The 13444-nt window shown below is 62.7% G+C and carries 7 protein-coding genes (1 of these 7 cut by a window edge); 2 read left to right on the forward strand and 5 right to left on the reverse strand.

All coding sequences use genetic code 11. The features are described 5' to 3' along the window. On the forward strand, nucleotides 1-3303 hold the final stretch of the coding sequence (locus ACIP8I_RS03115; RefSeq protein ID WP_400758601.1) for a non-ribosomal peptide synthase/polyketide synthase. 11694 nt of this gene lie to the left of the window's left edge; the window shows 3303 of its 14997 coding nt (coding positions 11695-14997); the start codon falls outside the window, past its left edge; its stop codon occupies nucleotides 3301-3303. Nucleotides 3304-3370: 67 nt separating this feature from the next. Beyond that, nucleotides 3371-4330, forward strand: coding sequence for an alpha/beta hydrolase (locus tag ACIP8I_RS03120; protein ID WP_400758603.1), 960 nt, complete (start codon nucleotides 3371-3373; stop codon nucleotides 4328-4330). Between the two features lie 959 nt (nucleotides 4331-5289). On the opposite strand, the gene ACIP8I_RS03125 is transcribed toward ACIP8I_RS03120, so the two are convergent. The 5 genes from ACIP8I_RS03125 to pvdM form a co-directional block, all read right to left on the reverse strand. After that, nucleotides 5290-7752, reverse strand: coding sequence for a TonB-dependent siderophore receptor (locus ACIP8I_RS03125; protein WP_367084001.1), 2463 nt, complete (start codon nucleotides 7750-7752; stop codon nucleotides 5290-5292). 117 nt (nucleotides 7753-7869) lie between these two features. After that, nucleotides 7870-9519, reverse strand: a complete 1650-nt coding sequence (locus ACIP8I_RS03130; RefSeq protein WP_400758605.1) for a cyclic peptide export ABC transporter — start codon at nucleotides 9517-9519, stop codon at nucleotides 7870-7872. 146 nt (nucleotides 9520-9665) lie between these two features. Further along, nucleotides 9666-10574, reverse strand: coding sequence for a formylglycine-generating enzyme family protein (locus ACIP8I_RS03135; RefSeq protein ID WP_400758607.1), 909 nt, complete (start codon nucleotides 10572-10574; stop codon nucleotides 9666-9668). A gap of 38 nt (nucleotides 10575-10612) precedes the next feature. Further along, complete coding sequence (locus tag ACIP8I_RS03140) at nucleotides 10613-11893, reverse strand: aminotransferase class V-fold PLP-dependent enzyme (RefSeq protein WP_400758609.1); 1281 nt, start codon at nucleotides 11891-11893, stop codon at nucleotides 10613-10615. Beyond that, nucleotides 11890-13260 carry a pyoverdine-tailoring dipeptidase-like protein PvdM gene (gene pvdM / locus ACIP8I_RS03145; protein ID WP_400758610.1) on the reverse strand — a complete coding sequence of 457 codons (1371 nt, stop codon included), beginning with the start codon at nucleotides 13258-13260 and terminating at the stop codon, nucleotides 11890-11892. The genes ACIP8I_RS03140 and pvdM overlap by 4 nt, the downstream gene beginning before the upstream one ends. Nucleotides 13261-13444 lie beyond the last annotated feature (184 nt).

The raw sequence follows: 13444 nt of genomic DNA on the forward strand, positions 1-13444 counted from the left end.
ACGCGCACCGGCAGCGGTCGCGGTCACCAGGCGCTGTACAGCCGTCTGGGCGCAACCCGCACCGAACAGTTGAAAGCCTTTGCCCAGGCGCAGCAGATCACCCTCAACACCTTGGTGCAAGGCGCGTGGCTGGTGCTGCTCAGCCGTTACAGCGGCCAGCGCTGCGTGGCGTTTGGCGCCACGGTGGCGGGGCGTCCGGCGAGCCTGCCGGCCTCGGAATCGATCCTCGGCCTGTTCATCAACACCTTGCCGGTGATCAAGGACGTACCGGCCGAGCAGGCCGTGGGCGCCTGGTTGCGCGAGTTGCAGGATTTCAACCTGGAGATGCGCGAGCGCGAGTACACCCCGTTGACCGACGTCCAGCGTTGGGGCGGGCGTGCCGGGCAGTCGCTGTTCGACAGCATCATCGTGTTCGAAAACCACCCGATCGATCAGGCGCTGCGCGAGTGGCGCGATGATTCGCTGAAGTTTGGCGAGATCAATAACTCGGGCCTGACCAACTTCCCGATGGACCTGATGGTCACGCTCGAAGACGGGCTGGTGATCGAGTACATGTTCCTGCGCGAACACTTCGATCTGGCGACCGTGGAAGGCATCCGCAGCAACATGGAAGGCCTGCTCACCGCATTGGTTCAGGACGCCGGGCAGGCACTGGGACGCATCGGTCTGCCGACCGGGCAAGTCGCGCCCGCGCCGGAAGTTGTCGCGCCAGCGCAGACCACGCTGGTGCACCAGCGCATTGCCGGATGGGCCGCGCAGCGTGCCGAACAAACCGCAGTGATCTTCAATGAGCAAGCCTTCAGCTACGGCCAGATCGAAGCGCGGGCCAATCGTCTGGCGCATGCGCTGATCGCCGAAGGTGTCGGTCCGGAAGTGCGGGTCGGTGTGGCCCTGCCACGCAGCGAAAACATGATCGTCGCGCTGTTGGCGGTGCTCAAGGCCGGTGGTGCCTACGTGCCGCTGGACGCGACCTATCCCCGCGAGCGCTTGAGTTATCTGATGCACGATTCGGGCATCGCCTTGTTGCTCAGCGATTCGAGTCTGCGTCAGGTGCTGCCGACCCAAGCCAATCTGCATGTGCTGGAACTCGATCAGTTGGATCTGCGCACTCAGCCGGATTCGGCGCCGCAAGTGGCGGTGCAGCCGGGCAACCTGGCCTACGTGATCTACACCTCCGGTTCCACCGGTCAGCCGAAAGGTGTCGGCGTGGCGCACGGGCCACTGGCGATGCACTGCCAGGCGATCGGTCAGCGTTACGAAATGAGCGCGGCCGATTGCGAGTTGCACTTCATGTCGTTCGCCTTCGACGGCGCGCATGAGCGCTGGCTGACCACCTTGACGCACGGCGCGCGTTTGCTGATTCGCGACGACAGCCTGTGGACGGCCGAACAGACCTGTGACGCCCTGCATCAGCATGGCGTGACCGTGGCCGCGTTCCCGCCGGTGTACCTGCAACAACTGGCCGAACACGCTGAGCAGCACGGCAATCCGCCGCCGGTACGAATCTACTGCTTCGGCGGGGATGCGGTGCCGGTGGCGAGTTTTGAATTGGCCAAACGCGCGCTGCAACCGCAGTACATCATCAACGGCTATGGCCCGACTGAAACGGTGGTCACGCCGCTGATCTGGAAGGCCGCGGTCGACGATCAATGCGGCGCGGCCTATGCGCCGATCGGCAGCGTGGTCGGCGAGCGCAGCGGTTATGTGCTCGACAGCGACCTCAACCCGCTGCCGGCCGGGATTGCCGGTGAGTTGTACCTGGGCGGTGCGTTGGCGCGCGGTTATCTGGGGCGTGCCGGTGGCACCGCCGAACGTTTCGTTGCCAACCCGTTCAGTGCCGACGGCAGTCGCCTGTACCGCACCGGCGACCTGGTGCGCCAGCGTGCCGATGGCACCGTCGACTACCTCGGGCGGATCGACCATCAGGTGAAAATCCGTGGTTTCCGCATCGAGCTGGGTGAAATCGAAGCGCGCCTCAAGCAGCAGCCGGGTGTGCGTGACGCTGCCGTAGTGGCCCGCGAGGGCGTTAGCGGCAAACAGCTGCTCGGCTATGTACTGGCCACTGCCGAGACGCCGGCCGACGGTTTGGGCGAACGTCTGCGCGAGCAGCTCAAGGCCAGCCTGCCGGATTACATGGTGCCGGCACACCTGATGGTGCTTGAGCGCATGCCGCTGACGCCGAACGGCAAACTCGACCGCAAGGCCCTGCCGAATCCGGACGCCGAACAGCGGCTGGCCTACGTCGAGCCGCGCACCGAGCTGGAAAAAGCCCTGGCGAAGATCTGGCAGGAGGTGCTGAAAATCGAACGGGTCGGGCTCACCGACAACTTCTTCGAACTGGGTGGCGACTCGATCCTCAGCCTGCAAGTGGTGGCTCGCAGCCGTGTGCTCAAGGCTCAGGGACTGAGCCTGAAACTGCGCGACCTGATGCAGAAACCGAGCATCGGCGAACTGGTAGCGAGCGTTCAGGGCACGGCAGAAAAAGCCTCCGGGTTGCTGGCGATGAACGCCGAGGTCAAGGGCGTGGCGCCGTTGTTCTGCCTCCACGCCGGCTTCGGCACGGTGTTCGACTACGAGCCGCTGGCGCGGCGCTTGAGTGGTCAACGTCAGCTGTTGGCGATTCAGTCGCGGATGCTGCTGGATCCGACGTTCAACGACACCTCGCTGCAGGAAATGGCCAGTGATTACCTGGCGCAGATTCGCCAGAAACAGCCGCAGGGGCCGTATCACCTGCTGGGCTGGTCGCTGGGCGGAACGCTGGCGATGTTGATTGCCGCGCAACTGGAGCAGGCCGGGCAACAGGTCAAGTTTGTCGGGCTGGTCGACAGCTTCGTGCCGTCGGCGGCGGTCGACGCCGGGGCGGTCGATGACTGGCAAGCCGACCTGCGCGATTTCCTGCAGGTGACGCTGCCGGACGCCGCACCGGGCCTGTCCATCGACGGTGAAGAAACGCCGCACAACCTGCGTGCGCTGTTCCAGCGTGCCATGAGCGCCGAGCGCGGGGCGTCGACCTATGTGGCGCTGGGTGCCGAAGAACTGGCGCAGGTGTTCAGCGTGGCGCGCCGGCTCAAGCAGTTGTCGCTCAAGCTTGAGCGCTGTGCGCCGCTGACCGTCAACCCGACGTGCTGGTGGACCTTGGGTCGCGAAGCCGAGGCACTGGAGCTGGCGGCGCAACTCGGTCAGCCGGGCATGGGCGGCGAATGGCTGGATTGCGGGCACTTCCAGATCCCGCGCGATGAAACTTTCCTGTCCGAGGCTGAAGAAATGCTCGGCCAGATCGTTGAATCAGTAGTCATGTCCTGAAACCTGCTGTGAAAGCCAAGTAAAAGCGATCGGGCGCTGATGGCGCCCGATCGCTTTGGAGATTTGAATGTCATTGAATCCTGATATCGCCGCATTTCTGCAATTGGTCGGCAACGGCCGGGCCAGTGGCAAACGCGTCGGCATGCATGAGCTGACCCCGAGCGAGGCGCGGGAACAGTTCGATCAGTCATCGTTGCTGATGGACGCCGGCGGTGAAGAACTGGCCGTAGTCGATGAGCTGCAATTGCCGGTGCGTGACGGTGCACTGTTGAACGCACGGATCTACAGTAACCATGCGTTGCAGGCGGGTGCGGGTCGTCCGGCACTGTTGTATTTCCATGGCGGCGGCTATGTGGTCGGCAGCCTCGACTCGCATGATTCGCTGTGCCGCGCGCTGGCCTTGCTGGCGGATTGCGTGGTGCTGTCGGTGGCGTATCGACTGGCGCCGGAACATCGCTTTCCCACAGCAGCCGATGACGCCCGCGATGCCTGGGAGTGGCTGGTGGCGAGTGCAGCTGATCTGGGCATCGATGCGGCGCGGCTGGCGGTTGCCGGTGACAGCGTCGGTGGCAGCCTGGCCACGGTGCTGGCTGCGCAACTGACGGATGCCGCTGTGCAGCCGCGTTTGCAGGTGCTGATTTATCCGGTCACCGATGCCAGTCGCAGTACGCCTTCGATCGAGCGTTTTGCCGAAGGTTATCTGCTGGAGAAGGCTTCGCTGCAGTGGTTCTACGCGCACTATCAGCGTGATGCCAGCGATCGTCTTGATCCGCGTTTCTCGCCGTTGCTCGGCGAAGTCCCGGCCAATGTCGCGCCGGTGTTGATGGTGTTGGCCGAGTGTGATCCGTTGCATGATGAGGGCGTGGCGTATGCGCGGCATTTGCAGGCGGCGGGGGTTGCGGTGGATTTGCAGGTTTACGCCGGCATGACCCATGACTTTATGCGGATGGGGGCGATTGTTGATGAGGCTGAAGAGGCGCTGGGGTTGATTGCTGGGCGGTTGGTAGAGGTGTTTGCTTTGGCTTGACGGGGTGGGGGGGGGAATATCCGTTGCTGCGGTAACGGCCACTTAGGGTTTCGCCCTTACGGCGACTCACTTTTTTTACAAACGCCTAAAAAAAGTAAGCAAAAAAACGCTTGCTCCTACGTTCGGCCCGCTCGCTGGGGCTCGGGGTCCCTTCGCTCCGGGCTCCATCCGGGCGCAGCGCCTACGGTTTGCTTCGCTGCACCTCCTCTCGCTGTGTTTGGCTGCGCCAAACGGTCGCTGCGCTCCCACCCCCGGATGAATCCCTCCACTCAGCCTTCCGACGTCGCCTTACAGAACAAGATCAAAAGCAGGCGAGCTGACACTCGGCCTATTGAGTGGTGCAGAGCACGGGATTCGGCTTTGGTTTTGTGGTGCTCTTGCCCCTCATCGGAACGCCGCCCGCCCAGCCCTCTCCCGGAGGGAGAGGGGGCCAATTTTTGGGCTTTTCAAAATTGGTGTTCGACTCGGTATTTCACGTCGGCGTACCTCTCCCAAACACCGCGATCAGTTCCCTCTCCCTCCGGGAGAGGGCTAGGGTGAGGGGCTCTTGATCTGGCTTTTGATGTGGCTTTAGCTTTTGATCTTTTGCCCCTTCGGCAGGCCGAGCGTAGGTGTCCATCCGGGGGTTAGGCGCGCAGCGCCATGCGGCGAAGCCGCATACATCGAGAGGAGGTGCAGCGAAGCAAACCGTAGGCGATGCCCCCGGATGGACACCGTAGCGAGGGAACACTGAGCCTCAGCGAAGTGCCGTACGCCGGGGGAAGCCTTTTTGGTTACTTTTTCGGTGTTTGGAAAAAGTGACCCGCCGTAAGGGCGGAACCATAGGAGGCCGTTACCGCAGCAACGGATATCCCCCCAAAACCCCAAGAGCCTGGTCGGCCCAAAGGCCGCCAAGCCCCAATCAGCCCCCCCAAAAAAAACGCCAGCAAATGCCGGCGTTTCAGTGAGCGCTAAACGTATTACCAGTTGTAGGTCACGTCAGCAGTCATGGTCCGGCCTTCGCCGTAATAGCAGTCGAGGGTGCCGTTGCACGCAGCAACGTACTTCTCGTCAGTGAGGTTCTGCAGGTTGGCTTGCAGTTTCACGCCTTTAACATGCAGCGGCGATTTCTCCAGATCGTAGGAAACCATGGCGTCATACACGGTGTAGGACGGAATCTGGAACGAGTCCGACTCGTAATCCGAACCGTAGCTGCTGCGCACGTAGCGGGCGCCCAGGCCCATGCCGAAGCCGGCGAGGGCGGTGGAGATGTCGAAGTCGTAGTTGACCCACGCGGAAGCGGTCAGCGGTGGACGCATGGCCAGGGTGCGACCTTCACGACCGTCGTTGTCTTTTTCCCACTTGGTCTGGTTACGCGACACCGCCGCCAGCACGCGCAGGTTGCGGGTGACGTTGACCTTGCCTTCCAGCTCGATACCGCGCGAACGCACGGAGCCGCTCTGGGTGCTGAAGCCCGGGTTGGCGAGGTCGCTGGTCAGCATGTTGTCCTGATCGATCTGGTACGCCGACAGCTGGATGAAGCCATCGATGGCCTTCGGCTCGTACTTGACGCCGACTTCGTACTGCTTGCCGGTGGTCGGTTCGAAAGCGCCGCCGCTCATGTCGGTACCGGTTTGCGGCAGGAACGATTCGGCGTAGCTGACGTACGGCGTGATGCCGTTGTCGAACTCGTAGCCGAGGCCGGCACGACCGGTGAACTTCTCGTCTTTCTGGTTGCTGTGGCCGCCGCTCAGCGGTTGCTTGTTGTCGGTTTCGGCGAAGTCATACCGACCGCCGAGGGTCAGGAACCACTGGTTCCAACGCAGTTGATCCTGAGCGTACAGGCCGGTCTGGGTGATGGTGTTGTCCCATTTGTACGGCTGACGGAAATTGATCTGGCTGCCATACACCGGGTTGTACAGATCCAGACCCGGAGCGGTGCGGTCGTACAGGCCGAGGAATTTCGAATTGTAGTGGTAGTAATCCACACCCAGCAGCACGGTGTGCTCGACGTCGGCGGTGTGGAACTTGGCCTGGGCGATGTTATCGATGCCGTAGACTTTGTTGTGCTGCGACCAGTCCACCGCATAACGGCTCTGGTAGCTGCCGTCGTTGAGGCCGGTAACCGGGTTGGTCGGGAACGAATAACCGTGCAGCGGCGCCACGTACTGGTCGTTGACGTCGGCGTAACGCGCATTCTGTTTCAGGGTCCAGACGTCGTTGAGTTCGTGGGCGATCTCGTAACCGACGACGAACTGCTCGCGGTGGTACTTGTTCACGTCCGGCTCGCCGAGGAACAGGCTGCGGCTGATGCGCCCGGCCTGGCTACGATGCACCGTGCCGTTGGCCGGCAGGCCCTGGGCTTCCGGTACGTCGTGGTCTTTCTGGTACTGCCCGAACACGGTGATGGTGGTCTGGTCGTTGGGCAGCCAGGTCAGGCTCGGCGCCAGCAGCATGCGGTTCTGGCTGGCGTAGTCGATGGCCGAGCCGCTGTCGTTGACCACACCGGTCAGCCGGTAGAGGAATTCGCCCTGATCATCGATCGGGCCGCCGAGGTCGAAGGCACCGTACTTGCGGTCATAGCTGCCGCCACCGAGCTTCACTTCGTGCAGCGGGGTCGCGGTCGGGCGCTTGCTGACCATGTTGACGATACCGCCAGGCTGGTTCTGGCCGTACAGCACCGAGGCCGGGCCTTTGAGCACTTCGACGCGCTCCAGGGTGTACGGGTCGATCTGCAGCGAACCGCCGGTGCTGCCGCCGCCGTAAGGCATGTGCAGGCCGTCGAGGTACAGCGGAGTAGGGGAGAAGCCACGGGACGTCGGTTCGTCGAAGATCTTCACCCGGTCCGAGAAACCGCCGCCGGTCATGCCGGGGGTGTATTGCAGGGCTTCGGTGACGGTCTTCGAGCCGCGCATCTTGATTTCGTCTTGAGTGACGACGTTGATGGTCTGCGGGATTTCCTTGAGCGACGAATCGGTCTTCGAACCGGTGGCGCTGCGCTTGGCGACGATCCCGTCGACCGGGCCCCAGGCCGATTCGGCGGTGGCGGAAATGCTGGTCGGGGCCAGATCGAGGCTGGCACCGCCGGTGCTGCGCGAACGCAAGGCGACGTTGTTGCCTTCGACGCTGTAGGCGATGTTGGTGCCTTGCAGCAGTTGCGCGATGGCGGCGGTCGGTTCCAGGTTGCCACTGACCGCGCTGCTGCGCAGGCCGCTGACTTCATCCGGGCTGTACAGCACTTGGAGGTTGGTCTGGCGACCGAATTCCTGCAAGGCGCTCCCCAGCGACTGGGCAGGAATATTGATCGCCACGGCGGCGGCCTGGGCCTGGCCGATCATCGGCACAGTCAGGGCCATGGCGCAGAACGCGGGCAAGGTGCAACGGAAGGAGCGGCGGATCAGCAGAGCCTTGGCGAGCGGGTGGAGTCCGTGCGGTGCGGGCATTGTTCTTCTACTCTTCAAAGTGTTGACTGAGAACTATTTCTATTAACTGTTAGTAAGACGTTGAGCCTTCCGAAAACCGGAAAGCTCAACGCCATTTTTTTTACAAATTTTTCACAGTCAGGCGGGTTGCAGCTCAGTGACCACTTTGCCGGCGCTCATGCGCACCAGTTGGTCGGCGACATCGAAGTAACGATCGTCGTGGGAAATGACGATGATGGTCTTGCCCAGACGCTTCAGGTCCGGCAGCAGCTCGGTGTAGAAAATCCGCCGGAAGGTCGGGTCCTGATCGGCGGCCCACTCATCGAACACCAGCACCGGACGCTCTTCCAGCCAGGCGTTGATCAGGGCCAGACGCTTGCGTTGGCCGGTGGACAGGTCGGTGGTGGTGAACGAGCCGTCACGCACACTGACCTTGTGCGCAATTTCCAGGCGCTCCAGGTATTGGTTGGCGTCTTCCGGGATATGGGTGTCGCCCTGAACCACGTCGTCGAACAGGTAATAGTCGGCGAAAATAGTGGTGAACAACTGGCGGTAATCGTCGCGGTTAGCGGCATCGACGAGCTGCTGGTTGAGGCGGATTTCGCCTTGCTGTGGTGCGTACAGGCCCAGCAGCAACTTGATCAGCGTGGTCTTGCCGCAGCCGTTTTCGCCGACGATGAAAATGATGTCGCCCTGTTCGATTTTCAGGTTCACCGGCCCCAGCCGGAAGGGTTTGGCGCCTTCTACCGTCGGGAAGCTGTACGAGACATCGGTCAGTTCCAGGCTGTGCACCGGGGTCTTTTGGTGGCCCTGATCGCTGAGCAGCAAGTGCGGCTCGGGCGAGGAGAATTGCTCGGACAGATCGGCGATCCGGCGGAACGCGATCTGCGCGCGACTGACGATCGGCAGGGTGCCGATGATGTGTTCCAGCGGCCCTTTCATGTACAGCAGCACCAGCACGAAGCCGCTCATCACCGCTTTGTCGGCGCTCGGCCACAGCGATTGCAGGCCCAGTGCCAGGCCGATGACCACGAAGAACAGCATCGACCCCAAAGTCTTGGCGACCACGAAAATGTTCACCGAACGCACCTGCGTGTCGCAGATCTTGTCGGCCGTGCCTTCGATGCCCGAGACGAACATGCGATGCCGGCGCGGGCGGTGGATGCGCAGTTCCTTGGCGCCCTCGGCGACCGCGTGGTAGTGCTTTTGCAACTCGTCTTCGTAGTCGCGGGCCTTGAGGAATCCCTGCATGCCACGCCCGCGCGCGATGTACTGAATGACCGTGCCGATCAGGATCGCCACCGCCATCATCAGGAACATCGGCCACGACAGCATCGCCAGGTAGCCCATGCAACCGAGGGTCACGGTCAGGGAAATCGCCAGCGGCGCAAAGGCGAAAGCGAAGTCGCTGATGGTGTCGACGTCGTGGGTCAGCACCGGAATCAGCCGATGGCTGCGATAGCGCTCGATCTGCTCGATCGGCGCCGAGAGGACTTTCTCGCCGAGCTCTTTGCGCAATCTGGCGATGATGTGCTGGCCGACGAAATTGGTGCCGATATCGGAAAAGATCGAGCTGGTCAGCGCCAGCAGGCACAGGCCGGCGAACACCGCGACCATCGTGCTGGTCAGTGCGCCCTCGGCGTGCAGCACGTTGTTGATGGTCGCCAGCAGCGCGGTGACGCTCAGGCCACCGACCATGCCAAGCAGGATCGACACGCTGACGATCAGTCGAAAGGGTTTGAGCAGGGCGAACAATTCATTGATCACCCCGCGTGTTGGTTTGCTCATGGAGGTTCCCTGCTTGAAGGAGCGGCGAACACCGGCACTGCGCGTGGGTTCGCCTGGATGACGTAGAGGGCGGTGGGCGCGCCATGGAGGATCGCGCCCACCTGTAGAACGACTGGCAGGACGGCTAATTTAGCCGGGCGATGGCGTTACAGATCACGGGCGACCCGGAAGCCGATCCAGTCGCCACGGGTGTCGGTGTAGGTGGCGTTGCGGTTGCCCGAACGCGAGAACACCGGCGCTTCGCCCCAGTCGTTGCCACGGATGCGCCGCACTTCGCACTTGCCGCTCAGCCAGGCACTGCCATCGCTTGGCGCGCCGACGTAATTCTCGTTGTAGCAATCGGCGGTCCACTCATAAATATTGCCGTGCATGTCGTAGACGCCGAACGCGTTGGCCGGAAAGCTGCCGGCCGGCGCGGTGAAGTTGTAGCCATCGGCGGCGCCGTAGGTGTTGGCGTGTTTGGCGATGCTGTATTCCTTGCCTTCGTCGAACGGGAAGGGGAACGGCCCGGTGCTGCCGGCGCGGGCAGCGTATTCACGCAGCGACTCGCTGACCAGCCGGTATTGCTGGCCGGTCTTCTTCGACAGCCAGGCCACGTAAGCTTCGACCTCCGGGAAATCCATGCACACCGCCGGGTGCTTGTCGGTGTACTGCTTGCGCGGGTCGCTGCCCTGATAATCCGGGATGCCCGCCTTGCACGCGCGACCGGGGCGTTCGTCACCGTCGGGCATTTTGTAGCCGCTGTCCTTGAGGTAGGCGTCCCACTCGCCGCGCAGTATCTGGAAGCGGCTGATCGCCAGCGGTTTGGCAAACGTCACCGGGTGCAGCGGTCCTTCGTCCGGCTCGCGGCCGACCTCATCCTCCGGGGTGCCCATGGTGAACGTGCCGGTGGGCAGCACGACCATTTCCGGGCAGTCCTTGCAGTCCTTGAACACCTTGCCCGGCGCAGGCGGGGTGGCGGCCTGCGCGGCACCCGGCAGCAGGCCGGCGGCGAGGGCGGTGAGCATCAGCGCCGGCAGCGCCTTCAAGGAAAATCGACGCGGTTCACTGTTCATTGCGAGTCTCGCTAAAAGGAAAAAGGGATCGCCCGGATTCACAGGGCCTGGTCGAGCACGGCCAGCAAGCGGTCGATTTGCTCTTCGTCGTTGAGCAGCCCCGGTGCGGTGCGGATCACCGGGCCGACGTCACGGTGCACGGCATCGGCCACCACACGGTTGGCCATCAAGTGCGCGGCGATCTTGTCGCTGTCCTTGCCCTTGACCCGGAAGAAGGTGAAACCGGCGGACAGCTCGGGGCTCAGTGGCGTCACCAGTTCGATCTGCGGACGTTGCTGCAGGCGTTGTTTCAGGTAGCTGTTGAGCGCGTGAATGCGCGCCTCGACCTCGGCCTTGCCCAGCTCAAGATGCAATTTGAATGCTTCGTCCAGCGCCCAGCGGTGCTCGAACGAGTGATAGCCGCCGGGCGTCATGGTGGTGGAAAACGCCGTGGCTTCAGAGAACGTCGGAATGATCGGGGTGACGTACCTGACCTCAGCGAAGCGACTGCAGACGATGCCGGTGCCACGCGGACCGAACATCCACTTGTGGGTGCCGGCGATGAAGAAGTCGCAGTTCATTTGCGCGAAGTTCAGGTTGTCCACGCCGAAGCCATGCACCCCGTCGACCACGTAAACGATGCGGTCAGCGTCGCTGCGACCACGGTTGTGCCGGTCGACGATGGCGCCGATTTCACCGATGGGCAGTTTCATGCCGCTGCCCGAATGCACCCAGCACATGCCCAGCACCCGGGTTTCGGGGCGGATGGCGCCGTCGATGGCAGCAAGGATTTCTGCCTTGCTGGCGCTGTACGAATCCTTGAACAGACGAATCTTGCGCACCCGGGTGCCGTCGCGTTCGCTACGCAAGGCAAGGATGGTGTGGGTCGCGTAGTGCTCGTGCTCGGTGGTGAGGATTTCCTGATCGGGGCGCACGTGCACGCCGCCGTAGATCGTCGTCAGACCTTCGGTGGTGCTGCCAGTCAGGGCGATCTGTTTGGCGTCGGCTTGCAGATAGCGACCGGCCCAGACCCGCACGTTCTCTTCGCGTTGTTCGATCACGCCGAGGTCCCAATCCATGGCCAGTCCGGGATTGTTGTCGAGGGCGGCGCGGTGCCGCTCAATCGCCTCGCGCACCGGTTTCGGGTGCGAGGTGATCAGGAAGTTGGAGAAGTGCAGATACGCCGGATCCTGATCGAACAACTGCTGCAACCGCGTCCATTTGTTGCCGGTCACGGGCGCGGCGTTCGCGGCACCGGCGACATTCGGCAGGCTCGCGCCCAGTGGCAACGCCGCCGCGAGAATCCCCGCCTGCTTCAAGAACTCACGACGATTGCTCATGGCTTGGCAGTTCCCGGCGCAGTGGCCAGTGCCGGTTTCGCGGCTTTCTCGACCTGATCCCAGACCCGCAGGAAGTTGCCGCCCCAGAGCTTGGCGATGTCCGCTTCGGAATAACCGCGTGAGATCAGCTCGGCGGTGACGTTGCGGATTTCGCCGACGTTCTCGAAGCCTTTGACGCCGCCACCTTCGTTGAAGTCGGAGCTGATGCCGACATGGTCGATGCCGATCTTGCGCACCGCGTAATCGATGGCATCGCCCAGATCCTTGAGGCTGGCTTTCGGTTCTTCTTCGAGGATGCCGTAGAGGCGGCTGGCGTACTGGCCGAACTTCTGCTCGGACCACGCCGCAATGATCGGGTCGCCCGGCATCAACGCCATCGCCAGGTTCGGCAGCGGCGGCAGGTCGAAGTCCTTGCGCATCTCGTTGAGTTTGTCCTGGGTGTGCTGGGTGAGCGGACGCAGGTACTGCGAGAACGCGACGATCTGCACCACGCCGCCGCTGTTTTTGATCAGCTGCATTTCCTTGTCGCTGAGGTTGCGCGGAATGTCGACCATTGCGCGCGGTGCCGAGTGCGAGGCCACCAGCGGCGTGCGGCTCAGTTGCGCGACTTGCTCGAGGGCCTTGGTCGACATTTGCGAGACGTCGATGATCACGCCCAGATCGTTGAGGCGCTTGACCGCTTGCTTGCCCAGATCCGAGAGGCCGTCGAGGGCGTCCGGCGAATCATTGAGGAATGGCAGCGGCCGCGACGAATCCGCCCAGTCGTTGTTGCCGATGTAGCTGAAACCGAACATGCGCATGCCGCGCGCCGTCCACAAGTCCAGCAGGTTGAGGTCGTGGCCCAGTGGATAGGCGTTGAGCATGCTGATGAAAATCGCGAATTTGCCTTCGCCGTGCAAGCGCCGGAAATCGTCCGGGGTGTAGGCGATGGCGACCTGATTGGGGTAGTCGCGAACCATCCCGGAGATGATCTTGAAGCGGATTTCCTGCTGGTTGCGCGCCTCGTCGACGAAGCCGGGTGTCGGCTTGTGCGGGGCGTTCGGGCCGTTCCACATTTCCGGCCAGCCGAAGATGGTCAGGGCCGCGCCGGACAGGCGCCCACGGTTGGCCTTGGCGAGGTCGAACTGGCCGTCGCCGTCCTTGTCGGCTTCGTGGCCATCGGTGCCGAAATTTTGCGTCAGGCTGACATGGCTGTCGAAAGAGAGCATGCGTTCGTGCAGCTCATCGGCCTGCTTCATGACTTTGGCCGGGTAGCCGAGGTCGTCCTTGAACCAGTGGTGCCACACGGCAAAGCCTGCGCCGGCGCTGATCGCCAGAGCCAACGGCAGGCCGATGAATAGAGCCTTTTTCGAACGTGGTTTTGTCATTGCCATCTCAGTCAGGTTCGCCATCGAGGTGCAGGCGCGGGGCCTTCGCTATCTGGGAGGAACGAGTGGTTGGCAACAAAATTTAAGCCTGGTGCTGTGGCGAGGGGATTTATCCCCGATCGAGTGCGAAGCGCTCGCAAAGCCTGCCAGCGCTGTCCCTTCTGGTGTCGCCGCCAGCGTCGGA

This window comes from Pseudomonas sp. NPDC088414, from assembly GCF_044753325.1.
GTDB lineage: Bacteria > Pseudomonadota > Gammaproteobacteria > Pseudomonadales > Pseudomonadaceae > Aquipseudomonas.

Bases quoted from the DNA above. Each gene is read 5' to 3' on its own strand.
- ACIP8I_RS03120 (WP_400758603.1), top strand. From the start codon at position 3,371: ATGTCATTGAATCCTGATATCGCCGCATTTCTGCAATTGGTCGGCAAC.
- ACIP8I_RS03125 (WP_367084001.1), bottom strand. From the start codon at position 7,752: ATGCCCGCACCGCACGGACTCCACCCGCTCGCCAAGGCTCTGCTGATC.
- ACIP8I_RS03130 (WP_400758605.1), bottom strand. From the start codon at position 9,519: ATGAGCAAACCAACACGCGGGGTGATCAATGAATTGTTCGCCCTGCTC.
- ACIP8I_RS03135 (WP_400758607.1), bottom strand. From the start codon at position 10,574: ATGAACAGTGAACCGCGTCGATTTTCCTTGAAGGCGCTGCCGGCGCTG.
- ACIP8I_RS03140 (WP_400758609.1), bottom strand. From the start codon at position 11,893: ATGAGCAATCGTCGTGAGTTCTTGAAGCAGGCGGGGATTCTCGCGGCG.
- pvdM (WP_400758610.1), bottom strand. From the start codon at position 13,260: ATGACAAAACCACGTTCGAAAAAGGCTCTATTCATCGGCCTGCCGTTG.